The organism is Micromonospora sp. USAFONa4, assembly GCF_057197825.1.
In genome coordinates, this window is sequence record NZ_CM170072.1 from 93,934 (window position 1) to 114,784 (window position 20,851).

14 protein-coding genes are annotated in these 20,851 nt (G+C 73.3%); 11 read left to right on the top strand and 3 right to left on the bottom strand.

The annotated features are described in order from the left end of the window. Positions 1-6 precede the first annotated feature (6 nt). The 8 genes from AC0OO9_RS00345 to AC0OO9_RS00380 all read left to right on the top strand — a co-directional run bounded on the left by AC0OO9_RS00345 (position 7) and on the right by AC0OO9_RS00380 (position 11,668). Positions 7-960 carry a carbohydrate ABC transporter permease gene (locus AC0OO9_RS00345; protein WP_484514624.1) on the top strand — a complete coding sequence of 318 codons (954 nt, stop codon included), beginning with the start codon at positions 7-9 and terminating at the stop codon, positions 958-960. Continuing rightward, positions 957-1,778, top strand: coding sequence for a carbohydrate ABC transporter permease (locus tag AC0OO9_RS00350; RefSeq protein WP_132239812.1), 822 nt, complete (start codon positions 957-959; stop codon positions 1,776-1,778). Before AC0OO9_RS00345 ends, AC0OO9_RS00350 begins: the two co-directional genes overlap by 4 nt. Beyond that, the gene (locus tag AC0OO9_RS00355) at positions 1,775-2,776 is read left to right on the top strand and encodes an alcohol dehydrogenase catalytic domain-containing protein (protein WP_192581239.1); all 1,002 of its coding nucleotides are present in this window, start codon (positions 1,775-1,777) and stop codon (positions 2,774-2,776) included. Before AC0OO9_RS00350 ends, AC0OO9_RS00355 begins: the two co-directional genes overlap by 4 nt. Next, entirely contained in the window at positions 2,773-3,684 is a 912-nt protein-coding gene (locus tag AC0OO9_RS00360) for a 2-deoxy-5-keto-D-gluconate 6-phosphate aldolase domain-containing protein (RefSeq protein ID WP_484514626.1), read from the top strand. Before AC0OO9_RS00355 ends, AC0OO9_RS00360 begins: the two co-directional genes overlap by 4 nt. An 8-nt stretch (positions 3,685-3,692) precedes the next feature. Beyond that, positions 3,693-4,406: a GntR family transcriptional regulator gene (locus tag AC0OO9_RS00365; protein WP_484514627.1), complete on the top strand. Its 714-nt coding sequence runs from the start codon at positions 3,693-3,695 to the stop codon at positions 4,404-4,406. Beyond that, a complete protein-coding gene (locus tag AC0OO9_RS00370) occupies positions 4,393-5,448 on the top strand; it encodes an alcohol dehydrogenase catalytic domain-containing protein (RefSeq protein ID WP_484514629.1) in 1,056 nt (351 codons plus the stop codon). Before AC0OO9_RS00365 ends, AC0OO9_RS00370 begins: the two co-directional genes overlap by 14 nt. Before the next feature lie 286 nt (positions 5,449-5,734). Further along, positions 5,735-9,190, top strand: coding sequence for a discoidin domain-containing protein (locus AC0OO9_RS00375; protein ID WP_484514631.1), 3,456 nt, complete (start codon positions 5,735-5,737; stop codon positions 9,188-9,190). 129 nt (positions 9,191-9,319) lie between these two features. After that, on the top strand, positions 9,320-11,668 hold the full coding sequence (locus AC0OO9_RS00380) for an AbfB domain-containing protein (RefSeq protein ID WP_484514632.1): 2,349 nt from the start codon (positions 9,320-9,322) through the stop codon (positions 11,666-11,668). 31 nt (positions 11,669-11,699) lie between these two features. Here AC0OO9_RS00380 and AC0OO9_RS00385 read toward each other — a convergent pair whose 3' ends face one another. Both AC0OO9_RS00385 and AC0OO9_RS00390 read right to left on the bottom strand, forming a co-directional pair. After that, entirely contained in the window at positions 11,700-14,540 is a 2,841-nt protein-coding gene (locus tag AC0OO9_RS00385) for a M48 family metalloprotease (RefSeq protein ID WP_484514633.1), read from the bottom strand. Continuing rightward, the gene (locus tag AC0OO9_RS00390; protein ID WP_132239805.1) at positions 14,537-14,998 is read right to left on the bottom strand and encodes a hypothetical protein; all 462 of its coding nucleotides are present in this window, start codon (positions 14,996-14,998) and stop codon (positions 14,537-14,539) included. The genes AC0OO9_RS00385 and AC0OO9_RS00390 overlap by 4 nt, the downstream gene beginning before the upstream one ends. Before the next feature lie 134 nt (positions 14,999-15,132). Here AC0OO9_RS00390 and recD2 point away from each other — a divergent pair, with 134 nt between their 5' ends. Further along, positions 15,133-17,337, top strand: coding sequence for an SF1B family DNA helicase RecD2 (gene recD2, locus AC0OO9_RS00395; protein ID WP_484514635.1), 2,205 nt, complete (start codon positions 15,133-15,135; stop codon positions 17,335-17,337). 54 nt (positions 17,338-17,391) lie between these two features. On the opposite strand, the gene AC0OO9_RS00400 is transcribed toward recD2, so the two are convergent. Beyond that, positions 17,392-18,954 carry a helix-turn-helix domain-containing protein gene (locus tag AC0OO9_RS00400; RefSeq protein ID WP_484514637.1) on the bottom strand — a complete coding sequence of 521 codons (1,563 nt, stop codon included), beginning with the start codon at positions 18,952-18,954 and terminating at the stop codon, positions 17,392-17,394. Between the two features lie 135 nt (positions 18,955-19,089). Here AC0OO9_RS00400 and AC0OO9_RS00405 point away from each other — a divergent pair, with 135 nt between their 5' ends. After that, positions 19,090-20,352, top strand: coding sequence for an NAD(P)/FAD-dependent oxidoreductase (locus AC0OO9_RS00405; protein WP_484514639.1), 1,263 nt, complete (start codon positions 19,090-19,092; stop codon positions 20,350-20,352). Positions 20,353-20,539: 187 nt separating this feature from the next. Beyond that, entirely contained in the window at positions 20,540-20,812 is a 273-nt protein-coding gene (locus AC0OO9_RS00410) for a GlsB/YeaQ/YmgE family stress response membrane protein (RefSeq protein WP_121398573.1), read from the top strand. Positions 20,813-20,851 lie beyond the last annotated feature (39 nt).

Sequence of the window (20,851 nt, forward strand, 5' to 3'; positions counted from 1 at the left end):
CTCTTGATGAGCACCGACACGACGACGACACGCCCGACCGGCCCCCGCCCCGCCAGCACGGCGGGGCGGGGGGCGGGGCGCCGGCCGAGAAGGACGGTGCATCCGACCGCCCGGGGGATCTGGCCCTTCGTGGTGCCGGCCGCCGTGGTCACCGCCCTGCTGGTCCTGCTGCCGATCGCGTACACCGTCTGGTTGTCGGTGACCGACCGGCAGTCCGACGGCACGAACACGGGCTTCCTCGGGTTCGACAACTACGCCCAGATGTTCGCCAACCCGGCGTTCTACAACTCCCTGAAGGTCACGCTCTTCCTCTTCGTGGTGTGCCTCGCCGTGGAGACCGTGCTGGGCCTCGCGCTCGGCTACGTGATGAGCCTGGACGTGCCGGGTCGGCGCGTCTTCCAGGGCATGATGCTCATCCCGGCGATCACCGCGTCGGTGGCGGTCGGCCTGCTCTGGCTGCTGATCATGGATCCGTCGCTGGGGGCGGCCAACGAGCTGCTGGCCGTCATCGGGATCGACCCCGTGGTCTGGCTCGGTGACCCGTCCATCGCGCCCTGGTCCATCGCGCTCGTGGACATCTGGCAGTGGACGCCGTTCATGGCGCTGATCATCTCCGCCGGCATCCGGTCGTTGCCGGAGGAGCCGTTCGAGGCGGCGGCCATCGACGGGGCGAGCGGCTGGCGTACCGCGTGGAACATCGGTCTGCCCCTGCTGCGGCCGGTGCTCATCGTCGCGATGCTGCTGCGCACCGTCGACCTGGTCCGCTTCTTCGACACCATCTACATCATGACCCAGGGCGGGCCGGTCGACTCGACGAACACCCTCAACGTGTACGGCTACAACGAGGCGTTCATCAACCAGGCGCCCAGCTACGCCGCCGCCCTGCAGATCGCCCTGCTGGTGCTCGTCGTGCTGATCGCCACCGTCTTCACCCTGGTCCGAAGGAGGGCCGCGAAATGAGCGCGGGCAAGCGGCTGGTCGGCGTCTACACCGCGTACGTCCTGTTCGCCGTGGTCTTCTTCGGCCCGGTGCTGTTCATGCTCTGGTCGTCGCTGCGGCGCAACGTCGACATCACCGGCTCCCTGTTCGACGTGGCCTCGCCACTGACGCTGGAGAACTTCACCAACCTGTTCGAGCGGTTCGAGTTCGGCCGCTACATCGTCAACAGCTTCATCGTGGCCGGCGGCTCCACCCTGCTCGGCCTGGTCCTGGGCGCGCCGGCCGCGTACGTGATCGTCCGGCGGCAGCTGAACACGCTGGGCTTCGTGACGCTGCTCGCCCGGATGGCACCCGGCGTGCTGTTCGTGCTGCCGCTGTTCGTGCTCTCCATCCGCATCGACGCCCCGTCGAACACGGGGCTCAACTACGCCCTGCTCATCGTGGCGCACCTGATCGTCACGCTGCCGCTGTGCATCTGGCTGCTGATCCCGTTCTTCGAGGAGATCCCGATCAGCATCGAGGAGTCGACGCTCATCGACGGCGCCTCCACCTGGCAGCGGTTCCGCATGGTGGTGCTGCCGCTCGCCATGCCCGGCGTCTCGGTGGCGCTCACGCTCAGCTTCGTCTTCTCCTGGAACTACTTCCTGTTCGCCCTGGCGCTCGCCAACGACCAGACGCTGCCGCTGACGGTCATCGCCTTCAACTTCATCGGCCAGGGATCGAACGACTTCGGCGGTCTGATGGCCGCCAGCACGCTCATCTCAGCGCCGGCCCTCCTGCTGACGATCTTCGCGCAGCGGTGGCTGGTGCGTGGAATCACCGGAGGTGCCGTCAAGTGACGACCACCAGTGTCCGTGCCCGCTTCCTGGGCGACGGACGGATCGACTTCGAACGGGCCACGCTCGGCCCGGTCGCGAACGGGCAGGTACGCGTACGCGTCGACGTCTGCGCCCTCTGCGGCTCGGACAAGCGGCTGCTGCGGTCGGGCTCGCCCGTGGTGCCGGGGCACGAGATCGCCGGCACCGTGGTCGACGTCGGCGCGGACGTCACCGTGCCCGTCGGGACCCGCGGCATCGTCTACATCCCGGTCTTCTGCGGTACGTGCCGGCGCTGCGCCGCCGGCCGCACCAACCAGTGCCTGCACCTGCGGGAGCTGATCGGCTGGCAGCGCGACGGCGGGTTCGCCGAGCACGTCGACGTGCCGGCCCGCTGCCTGCTGCCGGTGCCCGACGACGTGCCGCTGGACACGGCGGTGCTGGGTCTGGACACCGTGGGCACCGCCGCGCACGCCCTGCGCCTGTGGCAGCGCACCCAGCCCGACGGCGTCGACCGGGCGCTGGTCATCGGCGCCGGCCCGTTGGGCCTCGGGGTCGTCGCCGTGGCGGGCGCCTTCGGCGTCGGCGAGGTGGACGCCTTCGACCCGCACGAGGGTCGCCTGGCCACGGCCGTCGAGCTGGGCGCCCGGGCCGCCGGCGACCTGGCGGCGGAGAACCAGTACGACCTCGTGGTCGAGGTCAGTGGCGCCGCGGCGGCCCGGGAGACCGCGCAGCGGGTGGTCGCGCCCGGCGGCGCGGTGATCGCCCTCGGCGAGTCCGACGAGCCCTACACGATGCCCGCGACGCCCCGCTGGCGGCGCACCGACTGCTACACGGTGCGTTCCTTCTACTTCCCCACCAGCGAGGTCGAGGCGAACTGGGACCTGCTGCGCGGCCACGGCGCCGCGCTGCGGGACCGGCTGACGGTGCCGGTGACCCTCGCCGAACTGCCGGACGCCTTCGCCCGCTTCGTCGCCGGCGACTACTTCAAACCCTGCATCGTGTCGGAGGACGCCTCATGAACCAGCCGCAGCACCTGCTCATCCTCGCGGTCGACCAGCGTCCCTGGCTCACCCAGGCGCTCTACGGCCACACCGGTACCGCCACGCGGAGCCAGCGTGCGGCGATCGCCGACGGCAAGCACATGGTGGTGGAGGGTCTCCTCGCGGCGCTCGCCGACGAGCCGAGGCTCGCCGCGCACGCCGGCATCCTCGTCGACGCGACGCTCGGCCCCGGTGTGGCCGAGCGGGCGCACGCCAACGGGGTGACCGTGAGCATGCCGCTCGAACGCGGCGGTTGCGAGATCTACGAGACCGAGCCGGCCGACCTCAGGTCCCACCTGGAGCACCACGGGCCCGAGCTGCCCAAGGTCCTGGTCCGCTACAACGTCGAGGGCGACGTCGACGGCAACCGCGTCCAGCGCGCCCGGCTGGCCGAGGTGTCCGCGACGGTCCGCGACACCGGTGGCCGTTTCCTGTTCGAGCTGCTCGTGCCGCCCACGCCCGCCCAGCTCGACGCCGTCGGGGGCGACCTGGGACGGTTCGAGCGGGAACTGCGTCCCGCGCTGGTGCACCGCGCGATGACCGAGCTGCTCGACGAGGTGCCGGTGGACGTCTGGAAGCTGGAGCACCTCGACCGGCAGGAGCACTACCGCACCGCGGTCCGGATCGCGGCCGGGGCCGGCGGCGAGTGCATCCTGCTCGGCGCCAACGCGCCGGCGGCGCGGGTCGAGGGGTGGCTCGCCGACGCCGCCGCCGCCGGATTCACCGGCTTCGCCATCGGGCGTAGCATCTGGTGGGACGCGCTGCGCGGGCTGCTCGCCGGGGACCTGGCCCGCCCTCAGGCGGTGGCGGCGGTCGCCGCGAACTATCGCGGATTCGCCGCCGCGTTCCTCGCCGCGGTGCCGGTCGGGCCCGAGCCGCACGAGTGAGGACACCAGTGACGCCACCTTCCCCGCCCCGGCCCCCCGCCGCGACGCTGCCGGCGCCCGCGTCCGCGCCCGTGCAGGAGGCGGACCCGCACACCGGTGAGCGGGTCGGCGAGCTGCTCTACCGGACGCTGCGCGACCGGATCATCTCCGGCGAGCTGCGGCCCGGCACCCGGCTGAGCGTCCCGGCGTTGGCCGAGGAGTTCCGGGTGAGCCGCAGCCCCGTACGCGACGCGGTGATCCGCCTGGTGCAGGACGAGCTGGCGCGCGAGACCCTCAACCGCGGCGCGGTCGTCGCCCGCATCGAGGGCGAGGAGCTGGTCAGCCTCTACGAGGCTCGCGAGGCTCTGGAGTGGGCGGTGGCCCGGCTGGCGGCGCAGCGCTACAGCCCGGCGCTGCGCCGCCGCCTGCTCGCCCTGCTCACCGAGCACCGGCAGGTCGCGGCGGACGGCGACTTCGCCCGCCACATCGAGCTCGACGCCGCGTTCCACCGGGAGATCCGGCAGGCCGCGCAGAGTCCGGTGCTGACCCGGATGCTCGACGGCGTCCAGAGTCGGGTCCTGATCGCGATGCGCTCGACCAGCCTCACCGGCGGCATGGCCCAGGCCGTCGCCGACCACCAGGCCATCTTCGAGGCGCTCTGCTCGGGTGATCCCGACGCCGCGGGTGAGGCCGCCCGGGCGCACATCCGCCGACTCAAGGAGCTGCTCCGTGCCGCTTACTGAAGCCCGCACGATCGCCGCCGTCCGGTGCCACGGTCCGGGCGACGTACGCGTCGAGCAGCTGCCCGCGCGTGCCCCGGGCCCCGGCGAGGTGGCCATCGAGCCCCTGGCCGTCGGGGTCTGCGGCACCGACGGCCACATCGTCGGCGGCAGCTTCCCGGCGGCCCGCCCGGTCGTGCTGGGCCACGAGGTCTGCGGACGGGTGCGGGAGGTCGGCCCCGGCGTTGACCGGCTCGCGCCCGGCGACCTCGTGACCGTCGAGCCCCACGACTACTGCACCGCCTGCGCGTACTGCCGGCTGGGGCAGGAGCACCTCTGCGACGCCAAGCGGGGCTACGGCGTACGGCTCGACGGCGGGATGACCGAGCGCATGGTCGTGCCGGCACGGATCGCCTACCGGCTGCCCCCGGACACCCCACCGTGGATCGGCGCCCTCACCGAGCCGCTCGCGTGCTGCATCCACGGCATGGACCAGCTCGCGCCCCGCTCCGGCCTGCCCGTGCTCGTCTACGGCGCGGGCCCGGCGGGGGCGATGATGGTGGCGCTGGCCCGCTCCCGGGGGCTCGCCCCCGTCGTCGTCATGGACCCCCGCCCGGACCGCCGCGACCTCGCGCTGCGGATGGGAGCCGACGCCGCCCTCGATCCGACCGACCCGGCCAGCGAGGCGGCGGCCCGGGACATGACCGACGGCCTGGGCTTCCCGTACGTGGTCGACGCCGTCGGCTCGGCGCGCCTGCTGGAGTCCGCGATCGGCATGGCCAGCCGCGGCGGCCGGATCCTGGTCTTCGGTGTCGCCCGGCCGGACGAGGAGGCCCGGGTACGCCCCAACGAGGTCTTCGCGCGCGAGCTGACCATCGTGGGGGCGGTCATCAACCCGTACACCCACCACCGCGCCGTGGGCATGCTGCCGACGCTCGGTCTGGACCGGCTGCGGCCGGCGTTCTTCCCGCTGGAGAAGGTCTCGCAGGCGCTCGAGGCCCAGGCCGTCGGCCAGGCCGACAAGGTCTTCGTCGCCCCGCACGGCGTCGAGGCCGCCCGCCGGTAAGCGGGCGGAAGCGGGCGGGGCCCGTCCTGCGGCGCCACCGGGCCGGGCCCCGGTGGCGCCGCACGGCGTTGCCGACTTTTGGCCGTCCGGACGAAAGTTCAGACGATCTCGCACAAACATCTAGACATTTAGATTTAAGAATCATAGTGTTGCCCTCACCAGGCAGCGGCGTGCCAGGCCAACCATCAGGACATGACAACGATGTCCGTTCGATGTCCGGGCCCGCCGCTGAGCCCGAGCGCCGCGCGACGACGTACGTCGTTGTCCCGCTCCCCTGGAGGAGAGAATGCTCGGATCGTCCCGACGAGCACGCGTGCCCCTCGCAAGCGCCCTCACCGCTGTCGTCGCCCTCGCCGGCCTGTGGCTGTCCCCGCCGAGCGCGGGTGCGGCTCCGCCGCCGCAGGAGCCCGGTGTCACCCTGCGTGTCTTCGACCTGCAGGTGCCGCTCAACAACCTCTGCACCCTGAAGGCCGGCCAGACACCGAACGTCGACAAGCTCATGCCGACGGTCGACTGGACGAGCGCGGCCGACTTCGGCATCGAGGACCACTTCCTGGTCCACGTCCTCGGCAACGTCAACATCACCCAGGCCGGCAGCTACACCTTCCGGCTCATCAGCGACGACGGCTCCCGCCTGCTGATCGACGACACGCTGATCGTCGACCACGACGGCGCGCACGGCCCGGAACCGAAGGACGGCGCCGTCGACCTGCCCACCGGATACCACTCCCTGCGCATCGAGCACTTCGAGCGTACGGGCGGCCAGCAGCTCACGTTGCAGTGGCGTACGCCGGGCTCCAGCACGTTCGTGACCGTCCCCAACTCGGCGCTGAGCACCGACGCCGGCGTCGTCCGGGTGACCGCGCCCGGCCGCAAGGAGTGCGAGGCCAGCGGCGACTCCCCCGGCGACGGGCTGCCGCTGACCTCGGTGCACCCGAACTACACCCTGACCGACCTGCGACCGAGTGGCTTCCAGCCGCAGGTCACCGGGTTCGACTGGTTCCCCGACGGCCGGCTGGCCGTGGCCACCTGGGGCGGTTCCCTGACCACCGTGGGCGAGGTGTGGATCCTCGGCAACGTCACCGGCAGCACCGGCCCCGGCCAGGTGACCCGGCAGCGGGTCGCGACCGGGCTCCAGGAGCCGATGGGGCTCAAGATCGTCGACGGGAAGATCTACGTCTCGGAGAAGGCGAAGCTCACCGAACTCAACGACACCAACGGCGACGGGGTGACCGACCAGTACCGTACGGTCGCCACCTGGCCGTTCGGCAGCAACTTCCACGAGTTCGGGTTCGGCCTGCTCTACCGGGACGGCTACTTCTACCTGAACCTCTCGGTCTCCATCAACTACGGCGGGGCCACGACCGACCCGCAGCCCGCCCCGAACCGGGGCACCACCATCCGGGTGAACCGGAGCACCGGCGCGATCGACTACGTGGCCGGCGGCCTGCGCACCCCGCACGGCATCGGCTGGGGCCCGGAGGGCGACATCTTCGTCACCGACAACCAGGGCGGCTGGCTGCCGTCGTCGAAGCTCGTGCACGTCAAGCAGGGGCGCTTCTTCAACCACTACATGAACCCGGCCGGCCCGTTCGACAACAACCCGGTCACCCCGCCGGTCCTCTGGCTGCCGCAGAACGAGATCGGCAACTCGCCGAGCACCCCGGTCATGCTCAACCAGGGCCCGTTCGCCGGGCAGATGGTCATCGGCGACGTCACCTACGGCGGGCTCCAGCGCGCCTACCTGGAGAAGGTCAACGGCGAGTACCAGGGCGCGCTGTTCCGGATGACCCAGGGCCTGGAGGCGGGGGTGTCCGAGGTGTCCGTCGGGCCCGACGGCGCCATCTACACCGGCGGCCTGCACGGCGGCGGCAACTGGGGGCAGGAGGGCAAGCTCAGCTACGGCCTGCAGAAGATCAGCCCCAACGGCGGCAACAACTTCGACATGCTGGCGATGCGGGCCACCCCCAACGGCTTCCAGATCGAGTACACCCAGCCCCTGTCGGCGACGACCGCCACCGCGCTGGCCAGCAAGTACCGGGTCAAGCAGTGGCGCTACGTGGCGACGGCCGCGTACGGCGGGCCGAAGATCGACGAGGAGACGCTGTCGGTCACCTCGGCCACCCTGTCGGCCGACGGCAAGACCGTCACGTTGGCGATCAACGGCCTCAAGCCCGGCCGGGTCGTGCACGTCCGCTCGCCCCGGCCGTTCTCGGCCAGCAACGGGCAGTCGCTCTGGAGCACCGAGGTCTGGTACACGCTCAACGCCATCCCCGGTCAGCAGCCGCCCGTCAACCTCGCGCTCGGCAGGGCGGCGACCGCCGACAGCTCGTGCTCGCCCACCGAGGGCCCGGCCAGGGCCGTCAACGGGACGACCACCAGCGGCAACCTCGACAAGTGGTGTTCGACGGGCGCGACCAAGTGGCTGCAGGTCGACCTGGGTACCACCCAGAGCCTGAACCGCTTCGTCGTACGCCACGCCGGCGCCGGCGGCGAGAACACCGCCTGGAACACCCGCGACTTCACCATCCAGACCAGCACCAACGGCACCTCGTGGACGACCACGACGAACGTCACCGCCAACACCGCCAACACCACCACCCACGACATCTCCCCCACCCAGGCCAGATACGTCCGACTCAACGTCATCAAGGCCACCAACACCGCCGACAACGCGGCCCGGATCTACGAGTTCGAGGCCTACGGCGGGCAGACCGCGACCGGGAACCTCGCGCTGGGCAGGGCGGCGACGGCCGACAGTTCCTGCTCGGCCACCGAGGGCCCGGCCAGGGCCGTGAACGGCAGCGTCTCCGGCGGGAACAGTGACAAGTGGTGTTCGACGGGCACCACCAAGTGGCTCCAGGTCGACCTGGGCACCACCCGCAGCGTGAACCGCTTCGTCGTACGCCACGCCGGCGCCGGCGGCGAGAACACCGCCTGGAACACCCGCGACTTCACCATCCAGACCAGCACCAACGGCACCTCGTGGACGACCACGACGAACGTCACCGCCAACACCGCCAACACCACCACCCACGACATCGCCCCCACCCAGGCCAGATACGTCCGACTCAACGTCACCAAGGCCACCAGCACCACGGACAACGCGGCCAGGATCTACGAGTTCGAGGCCCACGGCCCCGCAGGCGACACCGGCCGCGTCACGCTCCTCGACGGGTCCCACCTCGACAACTTCGAGAGCACCAACGGCACCCCGGCCACGTGGCCGCTGGCCAAGGGCGGCGTGGAGGTCCTCGGCGGCGACATCCGCAGCCGGCGCGCGTTCGGTGACTTCCGGTTGCACGTCGAGTTCTGGCTGCCCAACCTCCCGCCGGACGTCACCGGCCAGGCCCGCGCCAACAGCGGGATCTACCTCCAGGACCGCTACGAGCTCCAGGTCCTGGACTCCTACGGCGACACCACCCCGGCCAACGACGAGGGCGGCGCCATCTACGGAAAGATCGCGCCGTCGGTCAACGCGGCCAGCGCGCCGGAGACGTGGCAGACCTACGACGTCACCTTCCGGGCGGCCCGCTTCGACAGCGCCGGGGTCAAGACGGAGAACGCCCGGGTCACGGTCGTGTGGAACGGCGTCACCGTCCACGACAACGCGGTGATCAACGGGCCCACCGGCAACGGCGCCCCGGAGGGACCCTCGGTGGGGCCGATCCGGCTGCAGGACCACGGCGACCCGGGCCTCAACGTCCACTACCGCAACATCTGGGTCGAGCCGACGAGCTGACCGTACGCCCGGGGCGGGGCGACCCGCGCGGGTCGCCCCGCCCCGGCCCTCACCCCGCGCAGGCCTGAAGAACCCCCGTCCGTCGCACGGGCCCCGCGCCCGCGCCGACCCGTCCACATCGGAGACGGCATGACACGTCGCGCCCGCATCCGCACCCTGCCGCTGGCGGCCGCCCTCACCCTGCTGGCCGCCCTGCTCACGCCGGTGTCCCCGGCCCGGGCGGCGCCCGCGAAGACGCCCCCGCTGACCACGCCGTGGACCAGCCAGGCCCTCACGGGCACGCCCCTGCCGGAGTACCCCCGACCGCAGATGACCCGGCCCGACTGGCTCAACCTCAACGGCGAGTGGCAGCTGCGCCAGTCCGCCACCGACGACGCCCCGCAGTTCGGCGCGAACCTCCCCGAGCGGGTGAACGTGCCCTTCCCGGTGGAGAGCGCCCTGTCCGGCGTGGGGCGCGCCGCGAACGACAACCGCCACTACCTGTTCTACCGACGCACCTTCACCGTGCCGGCCGACTGGTCCGGCCGCCGGACCCTGCTGCACTTCGGGGCGGTCGACTGGCAGAGCACCGTGTGGGTCAACGGCGCGCAGGTCGGCGGGCACACCGGGGGCTACGACGCCTTCACGTTCGACGTCACGCCACATCTCAACGGCGGCACGAACGAGATCGTGGTGAAGGTGTGGGATCCGACGGACAGCCGGCAGAACGGCAGCCTCCCCCCGATCGGCAAGCAGACCAGGACCCCGGGTGGGATCTTCTACACCCCCAGCTCCGGCATCTGGCAGACCGTCTGGTTGGAGCCGGTGCCGACCGCGTCGATCGGCAACGTCGACGTCCATCCGAACCTGTCCACCAACACGCTACGGGTGCGGGTGTCCACCAGGGGGAACGTCACCGGACACAGCGTGCTGGCCGAGGCGCTGAACGGGACCACGCTGGTCGGCTCGGCCACCGGTGGCTTCACCGACTTCAGCGTGCCGGTGCCGAACGCCCGCCGGTGGTCCCCGGACGATCCGTTCCTCTACGGCCTACGGGTGACGCTGCGCGACCCGGGCGGCGCCCAGGCGGACCGGACGACGCACTACTTCGGCATGCGGGAGATCACCACCGGGATGGTCGGCGGGGTGCTGCGCCCGAAGCTCAACGGCCAGTTCGTGTTCCAGGCCGGCACCCTCGACCAGGGGTACTGGCCGGACGGGCTGCACACCGCCCCCACCGACGCGGCACTCGCCTTCGACCTGCAGAAACACAAGGACCTCGGGTTCAACATGGTCCGCAAGCACATCAAGGTCGAGCCGCAGCGGTGGTTCTACCACGCCGACCGCCTCGGCCTGCTGGTGTGGCAGGACGTCCCCTCGATGACCGCGCAGGACATCAACGCCGACAACGCCCAGCAGGCCCAGTTCGAGGCCGAGGCGAGGGAGATCGTCGACGAACACCGCAGCTCCCCCTCGGTGGTCGCCTACACCGTCTACAACGAGGGGTGGGGCGAACGCGCGCTCGCCGACACCCGGCGGGTCGGCCAGAACGTGAAGAACCAGGACCCGACCCGGCTGGTGAACGTGCACAGCGGCCACAACTGCTGCCAGTCCCTCGGCGATCCGGGCAACGGCGACATCGACGACTGGCACATGTACCTCGGCCCCGCCTCGCCGAGCCCGTCGGCCTCCCGGGTCGCCGTACTCGGTGAGTTCGGCGGCCTGGGCCTGCGGACGCCGGGGCACGAGTACAGCCCCAACGGCAGCTTCTTCGCCTACGAGTGGCAGCCGAACTCCACCGCCCTCACCGACCGGTACGTGGGGCTGGTGCAGGGCACCCGGAACCTGATGCTCGGCAAGGGCCTCAGCGCCTCGGTCTACACCGAGATCACCGACGTCGAAGGCGAGCTGAACGGCTTCCTCACCTACGACCGCCGGATCGTCAAGATGGTCGAGTCCCGGGTCCGGGCGGCCAACCAGGCGCTCATCGACGCGTCCAGGTCGCTCGGCGACAACCAGCCGGTCGCACTGCCGCTGAACACGCGCCGGTCGTTGCAGGTGACCACGCCCGGACACACGCAGCGGTACCTGCGGCACCGGGACAGCCTCGCCTACACCGAGGTCGTCGACCCGGGCAGCACGGCGCTGCTCAAGAACGACGCCACCTACACGATCCGGGCGGGGCTGGCCGACGCCACCTGCTACTCCTTCGAGTCGGTCAACTTCCCGGGGCAGTACCTCCGGCACGCCGCGTCCCGGGTCCGTAACTCGCCGAACGACGGCTCGGCGCTGATGCGCGCCGACGCGACCTGGTGCGCCCGCACCGGACTGACCGGCGGCGGGGTCTCCCTGGAGTCGTACAACTTCCGGGGCTCGTTCCTGCGCCACTTCAACTCGGAGGTGTGGCTCAGCAACGGCGCCGGCGGCGCGGCGTACGACACGCCCACCCTCTGGAGCGCGGACAGCACCTGGAACGTCGCCGCGCCCTGGGCGCCGTGAGGACCGGACGGCGAGCCGGCGCCCAGGTCGGTCAGCCGTCCAGTCCCGCCACCGCGGCCCCGACCGCCGCGTCGAGCAGCCGCTCGTCCAAGGGCTCCGCGATGGCGTTGGCGTAGACGGTCACCAGGTTGTGCCCCGCCCGGACGATCACGAAGGCCGACCGCCCGCTGATCCGGGCCCGCCCGCTGCCCGCGCTGAGCCGGTAGTCCACCCGCCAGGACTGCTCGCCCAGCGCGGGTGGCGGCTGCGCGCCGACCGCGAACCGCACCGCCGAGCCGCCCGTGCCCCCGGCCGTGAAGCGGGGGCAGGCCCGGCGCGCCGACTCCGCCTCGGCGAGCACCGAGGCGGGCACCGGATCGGCGTGCGACCTGACCTCGATCACCAGCTCGGTCGACGCGGTGGCGGTGGGCCCGCGCACCGTGGCGTAGCGGGCCCGCTCCCGGACCCGTTCGACCTCGCCGAGCCGGTCCAGGTAGGAGTCCTCGGCCAGGGGCCGGCAGGCCGGCGGGTCGATCCGGGAGCCGCCGCCCGCACCCTGGTCGGGCCGGACCTGCCAGCCCCGCGGCAGCACCGCCCGGACCGCGCCCGCCGCCCGGCGGGCCTCCGGGCGGGTGAGCGGCCGACCGGGGTCGTGCCCCGCGACGGACCGCGTGGGCCCCGGGGTGGCGTCGGGCACCGGCGGGACGCCCGGAGGGGTCGACGGCGCCGTGGCGCGGGACGGCTCCGCCGCCGGAAGCGGGGCGTACGCCCCGGGGATCCCCGGGCCGAGTACCGCCACCGCGAGCAGGGCCACCAGCACCGCGACCGCCGCGACGGGCGCCCTGGCGCGGGCCGGCCAGGACGGGTTCGGCCCGGCCACGGCCGGCCGGGACAGCAGGAACGGCAGGGTGAACGCGACGAGGTAGCCCAGCCACACCAGCGGGGCCAGCAGGTGCGCCTCGACGGTGTCCCACCCGTCCGCCCGTCCGGTCACCAGGGCGTGCAGGTACTGCAACAGCGCCGCCGCCGTGCCGGCCACCCAGCCCGCGGTCAGCGCCCGGCCGACGCCGGCACGACGGGCCACCGCGAGCACCACCAGGACCGCCCAGCCGGTGAGCGCGCAGAGCAGCCAGCGCTGCTGGGCCTGCCGGCCCGCCTCGGCCAGGGTGTCCGGCGGGGACAGTTCGGTCCGTGACACGGCGGTCCCCGCACCGACCAGCACGGCGGTCAGCACCGCCGCCACGACCCCCCGGTCCCACCGGCGCGGCGGGCGCCGGCGCCCCTCCCCGGCCCCGCGCAGCAGCAGGCCGACCAGCGCCGGGACCAGCAGCGCGAGCAGCGGCCAACCGCTGCGGGGCAGCGCGAAGACCAGCCAGGCGCGGGCCGCGTGGCCGTCGGTCGCCACGGACGCCACCGCCGGCAACGGCCAGAGGACCGCGACACCGGCTGCCGCCGCGACCAGGTACGTGGCCGAGCGCCAACCGACCGACCCGGGCCGGGAGGCGACGACCAGTCGCGCCAACAGCACGCAGAGCCCGGCCACCGACGCGGCCAGGGGCCCCGCCAGCGCGGCGACGATCATCGCGACCGGCACGTCCGCCCGGGCCGGCACGCCCGAGCTGCCCGGAACCGGCAGCACGGTGGCGACGAACGCCGTCGCCGCGAACCCGACGGCCACGCCGACGACGGGCCGCCACCAGCCGCCCGCCCCCGCGGCAGCCCGGCGGACCAGCACGGGCAGCAGCCCGAGGCTCAGCAGGACGGCGCCGACACAGACCGCGACGGGCGGGCCGACGGTCGCGTACGCGGTCAGGAAGAGGTCGCGTACGAGGGCGTCGGCGGAGCCCATCGCCAGCGCCGCGACCGCGCCGACCGCCAGCCCGTGGGTCAGGCCGCCCGGCGGGTCCGCCGGCCGGCCCAGGGCCGCCGCCCGGGTCGCCGGATCCGGATGCCGGGCGAGCAGCCGGCGCCGTCGCGTGGGGCCCACGGTCCTGGCGCGGAGCAACGCGGCCAGGTGCCCGGCGTGGCCGGCGTCGGCGGCGTACCGGTCGGCTTCCCGCTCACGTCGCCGCAACAGTCCGGCCGCCAGCAGCGCGGTCGACACCGCGACGACCGTCGCCCGGCCGAGCGCCGTCAGGTAGGTCGGGTTCGGCCCGAAGAGGGCCACCTCGAGCAGGCCGGCGGCGAGCACCGCGGGCACCGGCAGCCAGATCAGGCCACGGACGGCCGACGCCCAGGCCACGTCCCGGGCGAGGACGTGCGCGAGTTCGTGCGCCACCACGGGGTCGAACCGCGCCGGGTCGGCGTGGGCCACCGCGACGGCCGCCGGGAGCACCACCGTCGGCCGGCCGACCACACCGCCGGTGGTGTACGCCTGCCGTACGGGCGGGGCGGCCACGACCAGCCGGGGCCGGTGACGCGCCGCCAGCCCGCTGCGGTCGCAGAGGTCGACGAAGCGTTCCTGCGCGCCCGGCACGGTGAGCCGGCGGCGAAGCCGACGCCGGTCGGCCAGCGGCAGCACCAGGACGAGCGCCCCCGCCGCGCCCAGCGCGATCCCCGCCCCGGCGAGCATGACCAGTCCACGTCGGCCGAACTGCCCGGCCAGGCAGCGGTCGCGGGCGGCCGACTGTTCCGCGGCCTCCGTCGGATGGGCGCGGGTGCAGACGTCCACGGTGGCCGCCCAGGGTCGGGAGAGCGAGCGGTCGGCGAGGAAGTAGAGGCCGCCGGCGCTGATCCCGACGCTGACCAGGGACGCCAGCACGAGTGCGTAGAGCCAGCCGAGCCGGTCCGGCGGGACGGGTGGGCCGGCTCCGGGGCCACGGTCGCCGCCGGCCGTGCGGTCCGGGGCCGTACCACCCTCGTGGTTGGCCCCGCCGGCACCGGGCCCCGTCATGCGTCCGGCGGATCGACCATCGCGCCGACCGCGGCGTCGGCGAGCAGTTCCGCCCGGCCGGCGTCCAGGCCCAGCGCCACCGCGTGCCGGTGGCACGCCTCCCGCAGTCGACGCACCTGTTCGGGGTCCAGCCCCGGTCGGGCGTCGGGCGGGGCGGGCAGTTCGCGGCGGCGGCGACGCAGCAGGCCGGCCCGGACGGTCGCGGCGCCTATCACCAGCACCTCGCCCACGGCGGCGGCCACCACCTGGAGCGCGAGCTCGGTGACCAGGGTGACGTCGATGCCGAAGCCGACCCCACCCTGCGGGACGGACCAGCTCACGCGGCCCTTTGACAGCTGCCGTCGCCAGTCGGCGGCGACCTCGTCGAAGACCGGTAGTTCCTCGGGGGCGATGCGACGGACCGCCGCGTGGGCAGCGCCCACGACCAGATCGGCGGCGACGTTCTGCGGCTCGGTCACGATGCCATCGTGCCGCCACGGCGCCAGCCCGCAGACCCGACAGTAAGGTTTCCGGCACCAGGATCCGGTGACCCGCCACGTGCGTGGGGCCGGGCCGAGGGCGCCGTCGCGTCGGCGGGAGGCAGGATGGGCGGGTGACTGCCCCCACCCGCCCGCCGTCGGCCGTTCTGGACGCGGTGCTCGAACGGTTGACCTACGTCAACGAGGAGACCGGCTACACCGTCGCCCGGGTGGCCACCGGCCACGGCAGCGACCTGCTCACGGTGGTCGGCGCGCTGCTGGGGGCCCAGCCGGGGGAGAGCCTGCGCCTGTCCGGTCGGTGGTCGTCGCACCCGCAGTACGGCCGGCAGTTCGAGGTGCACTCGTACACCACCGTCCTGCCGGCCACGATCCAGGGCATCCGCCGTTACCTGGGTTCCGGGTTGGTCAAGGGCATCGGTCCGGTGTTCGCCGAGCGGATCGTCGCCCATTTCGGCCTCGACACCCTCCGCGTGATCGAGGAGGAGCCCGCCCGGCTGGTCGAGGTGCCCGGCCTGGGGCCGAAGCGCACCGCGAAGATCACCGCGGCGTGGGAGGAGCAGAAGGCCATCAAGGAGGTGATGGTCTTCCTCCAGGGCGTCGGCGTGTCCACCTCCCTGGCCGTGCGGATCTTCAAGCAGTACGGCGACGCCTCCATCACGGTGGTCAGGAACGAGCCGTACCGGCTGGCGGCCGATGTGTGGGGCATCGGCTTCAGGACCGCCGACACCATCGCCCAGGCCGTCGGGATCCCGCACGACAGCCCCCAGCGGGTCAAGGCCGGCCTGCAGTACACGCTCTCCGAGGCCACCGACAACGGGCACTGCTACCTGCCCGACGGTCAGCTGGTCGCCGACGCCACCAGGATCCTCGACGTGCCCGCCGACCTTGTCACCACCTGCCTGGACGGGCTCGTCGACGAGGAGGGGGTGGTCCGCGAGACGCTGCCCGGACCGGACGGCGAGCCGACGTCGGCGGTCTACCTGGTGCCGTTCCACCGCGCCGAGCAGTCCCTAGCCGGATCCCTGCTGCGGCTGCTGCGCGACCGCGCCGACCGGCTGCCCCACTTCACCGGCGTCGACTGGGGCCGGGCGCTGGCCTGGTTGAAGGCCCGCACCGGCACCGACCTCGCCCCCGAGCAGGAACAGGCCGTCCGCCTCGCCCTCACCTCCAGGGTCGCCGTGCTGACCGGTGGCCCCGGCTGCGGCAAGAGCTTCACCGTACGCTCGATCGTCGAACTCGCCGCCGCGAAGCAGGCCAAGGTCATCCTCGTCGCGCCGACGGGCCGCGCCGCCAAGCGGCTGTCGGAGCTGACCGGGCACCCGGCGGCCACCGTGCACCGGCTGTTGCAGCTGCGCCCCGGCGGGGATGCCAGCCACGACCGGGACAATCCCCTCGACGTCGACCTCCTCGTCGTCGACGAGGCCTCCATGCTCGACCTGATCCTGGCCAACAAGCTCGTCAAGGCCGTCCCGCCCGGCGCGCACCTGCTGCTCGTCGGCGACGTCGACCAGCTCCCCTCCGTCGGCGCCGGCGAGGTCCTGCGGGACCTGCTCGCCGCCCCGGCCGTCCCCCGGGTCCGGCTGACGCAGGTCTTCCGCCAGGCCGCGGAGTCCGGGGTCGTCACCAACGCCCACCGCATCAACGCCGGCAAGCCGCCGCTGCTCCAGGGCCTCAGCGACTTCTTCCTGTTCGCCAACGACGACACCGAGGCCACCGCCGCCCTGACCGTCGACGTCGCCTGCACCCGGATCCCCGCCCGCTTCGGCCTCGACCCGCGCCGCGACGTCCAGGTCCTCACCCCCATGCACCGCGGCCCGGCCGGCGCGGCGGCCCTGAACACGCTGCTCCAGCAGCGGCTCACCCCGGCACGCGAGGGGCAACCCGAGCGCCGCCTGGGCGGACGGGTGTTCCGCGTCGGCGACAAGGTCACCCAGATCCGCAACAACTACGACAAGGGCCAGGCCGGCGTCTTCAACGGCACCGTCGGCATCGTCACCGCTCTCAGCACCGACGAGCAGGTCCTGACGGTACGCACCGACGAGGACGAGAGCATCGACTACGACTTTGACGAACTCGACGAGCTGGCCCACGCGTACGCCATGACGATCCACCGCTCGCAGGGCTCCGAGTATCCCGCCGTGGTCATCCCGCTGACCACCAGCGCCTGGATGATGCTGCAACGCAACCTGCTCTACACCGCCGTCACCCGCGCCAAGAAGCTCGTCGTCCTGGTCGGTTCCCGCCGCGCGCTCGCCGCCGCCGTCCGTACCGTCGGGGCCGGGCGTCGCCACACCGCCCTCGACCACCGCCTCGCCTGAGCACCGCGCTGCTGCCGCACGCCAGCCCGGGGCCGGCCCCCGCCGGGCGGCCCTCTACGCGACCGGGCGGGGCGCGGTCGGTGTGGGGCGCAGCGCCGCCAGCTGGATCTGCAACGCCAGTCGCGTGCGCGGCGAGTCGAGATCCACGGCGACGACCTCGGTGAGGCGACGCAACCGGTAGCGGAGCGTGTTGGGGTGCACGTGCAGTTGCCGGGCGGCTCGCTGCGGGTCGCCCTGCTGGTCGAGCCAGGCGGCGACGGTGGCGACGTAGTCGGTGCCGTGCTCCCGGTCGTGGGCCACGAGACCGGGCAGGGGGCCGCCCAGCAGCAGGTCGACGCCCGGCACGGCGCCGACCACCCGGTGCACGACCAGCTCCGCCCAGTGGTCCTCGAACCGCAGCACCGGGCCCCGCTGCCCGGTCGGACCGCGCAACGCGAGCAGCTCCGCCGCCTCGGCGCGCGAGCGCGGCAGGTCCGCCAGGTTCCGGGCGACGCCGCCGGACGCGGCGTACAGACCCGGGTCCTGCACGGCGACGTCGTGGATCAGCTTCTCCATCCACCGCCGCGAACCGGGCGCGGCGCCCTCGTCCACGAGGACGGCGAACAGGACGTCCCCGACGTCCGCGAGCAGCGGCTGGCGCCAGCCGTGCCGGCGGGTGATCGACTCCCACAGCGCGAGGTTGTCGACCATCTCCCCAGTCCCGCCGAGGGCGACGACCCGCCACGGTCCCTCGGGCAGGGCCAGCTCCTCCCGGCCCGTCCCCCCGGTGGCCCGCAGGGCCGCCCGCAGGCGGTCGGCCGACACCCGGCGCGCGACGTCGGCCTGCACGCGCAGGCGGAGCAGGTGCAGGGCCAGCACGGACGCCGTGCCCTGGAGGTCGCGCAGCCGCCCCTGCGGCACCGGGCCCTCGACGACGGCCCAGATCGAGCCGAGCAGCTCGCCGCCGGCGCGGATCGGGACGACGAGGCGGGGCAACGTCCCGTCCGGGCCCTGCGGTACGAAGATCAGCTCGCTGCCCGTCGCGAGCTTGCGGAAGACGCCACGGGAACGGAAGTGGGCGATCACGTTGCCGGGGGCGCGACGGCCGACGATCGTCGACACGCGCGCCGGGTCGGTGCGGTCCTGGCGCGACGAGTAGGCCAGCACCCGGGACTGGGCGTCCTCGATCGTCACCGGGGCGTCGACGACGGCGGCGGTCGCGTCGGCGAGGGCGAACAGCTCGTCGTAGACGCCGGGCTCCCCGGCCTCCGGCGAGCCGGGCGCGACGGCCCGGTCGATCATCCCGCGCAGCAGCCAGACGAGCTGGGCCCAGGAGCCGTGACGTTGAAGCTCGACCAGGGTGAGGCGTCGTTCGGCGGCGGCCGACGTCACGTCGGGGTGCGCGGCCAGCGGAGGCTTGAGCACCAGGCCGGCCGCCCCGGCCTCCTGGCAGCGCGCGACGACGGCGAGGGCCTGTTCCGGGGTCGCGACGCCCGCGCCGAGGACGAGGTCACCGCTCTGGCCGGTCGTGGCGTCGTCGGCGAGGGTCACGTCGCGTACCTCCGCCTCGTCGGCGGGGACGACGACCTTGAGCAACGCGGCGCCGGCCGCGTCCACCACGCCAGCCACGGTGAGCATGCCGCGATTGTGCCCCGATCTTGTCCGGCAGGGCCAATGACCTGGGCGATCCTTGGCCGGAACGGACAATGACCTCCCGGCCCGGTGGGGACAGGATTGGCCGCGATCCCTGTCGCGCCCGAAGGAGAAGACGCCATGTCCCCCGTCGAGTCAGTGCCCGCCCCCCAGCACGTCGCCGTCGTCGGCGCGGGGATGGTCGGGCTGGCCACCGCCTGGTTCCTGCAGGAGCGGGGTGTCCGGGTCACCGTGCTCGACCGTACGGGGGTCGCGGCGGGCGCGTCGTGGGGCAACGCGGGCTGGCTCACCCCCGGTATCACCACTCCCCTGCCGGAGCCGGCGGTGCTGCGGTACGGGGTACGCGCCGTGCTGAGCCCGTCCTCGCCGGTCTACGTGCCGCCGCGCGCGGACGCCCGGTTGCTGCGGTTCCTGGCCGGCTTCGCGCGGCACAGCACGGCGTCGAAGTGGCAGAGCGCGATGCGGGCCCTCATCCCGATGAACCGGCGGGCGCTGGACGCGTTCGACGCGCTGACCGCCGGTGGGGTCGCGGCGCCGACGCACGAGGCGAAGTCGTTCCTCGCCGCGTACCGGACCGAGGCCGAGCGGTCGGTCCTGCTCGACGAACTGGCGCACATCCACGCCGCGGGCCAGGGGATCGAGTTCGACGTCCTCACCGGTGCCGAGGCCCGCGAGGTGGAGCCATCGCTGTCGGACACGGTCGGCGCCGCCATCCGCCTGCACGACCAGCGCTACGTCAACCCGGGCCAGTACGTGCACGCCCTGGCCGACTCGGTCCGCACGCGGGGCGGCGCGGTCAGGGCCGGCGTGGACGTCCTGGACGTCCGCGACGAGGCGACCGGTGTCCGGGTGGTGACCTCCGCCGGCACCGACGAGCGCTACGACGCGGTGGTGCTGGCGACCGGCACCTGGCTCGGGCAGTTGGCCCGGCGCTTCGGCGTCCGCACCGTCGTGCAGGCCGGCCGCGGCTACAGCTTCAGCGTCGCCATCGAGCACCTGCCGGCCGGCCCGGTCTACTTCCCCGCGCAGCGCGTGGCCTGCACGCCGCTGGGCGACCGGCTGCGCGTCGCCGGCATGATGGAGTTCCGCAGCGCCGAGGCGCCGCTGGACCGGCGCCGCGTCTCGGCCATCGCCGAGGCCGCCCGACCGCTGCTGCGGGGCGCCGACCTGGACACCCGCACCGACGAGTGGGTCGGCTCGCGGCCCTGCACTCCGGACGGCCTTCCCCTGATCGGCCGGACCAGGTCGCCGCGCGTCTTCGCCGCCGGCGGCCACGGCATGTGGGGCATCACCCTCGGCCCGCTCACCGGCGAGCTGCTCGCCGAGCAGATCACCGGCGGTGGGCAGCCCGTCGAGCTGCGCCCGTTCGACCCGCTGCGCTGACGGGCGTCCGCCCGGGGTCGAGGAGCGGGCCGGCGCGGCGTACGTCGGATGACGCCCATGACGTTTCGTACCCGGCTCCATGACAGTTGTATGAAGAAGCTGTGGAAGTGCCCGTGACTGGTTTCGCCGCCCTTCCGGCGGGGGCAACACCCAGCGCGACGACAACTCTCCGGAAGGACGGCTCCACGTGGAAGTCACCGGTTTCTTCACTGCCATCATCATCGGCCTGATCATCGGGGCGTTGGGCCGCCTGGTCGTGCCGGGCAAACAGAACATCCCGATCTGGCTCACACTGCTCATCGGTGTGGTGGCGGCGATCCTCGGCACTCTCGTCGCCGGGGCCCTCGGCGTCGACGACACCCGGGGGATCGACTGGATCGAGCTGGCCCTCCAGGTCGTCTTCGCCGCGATCGGCGTCGCCATCGCCGCCGGCGCCTACGGTCGCCGACGCATCCGCTGACCTGCCCGTCCCACGGCGCCGGCCCACCCTCGCGGCGGG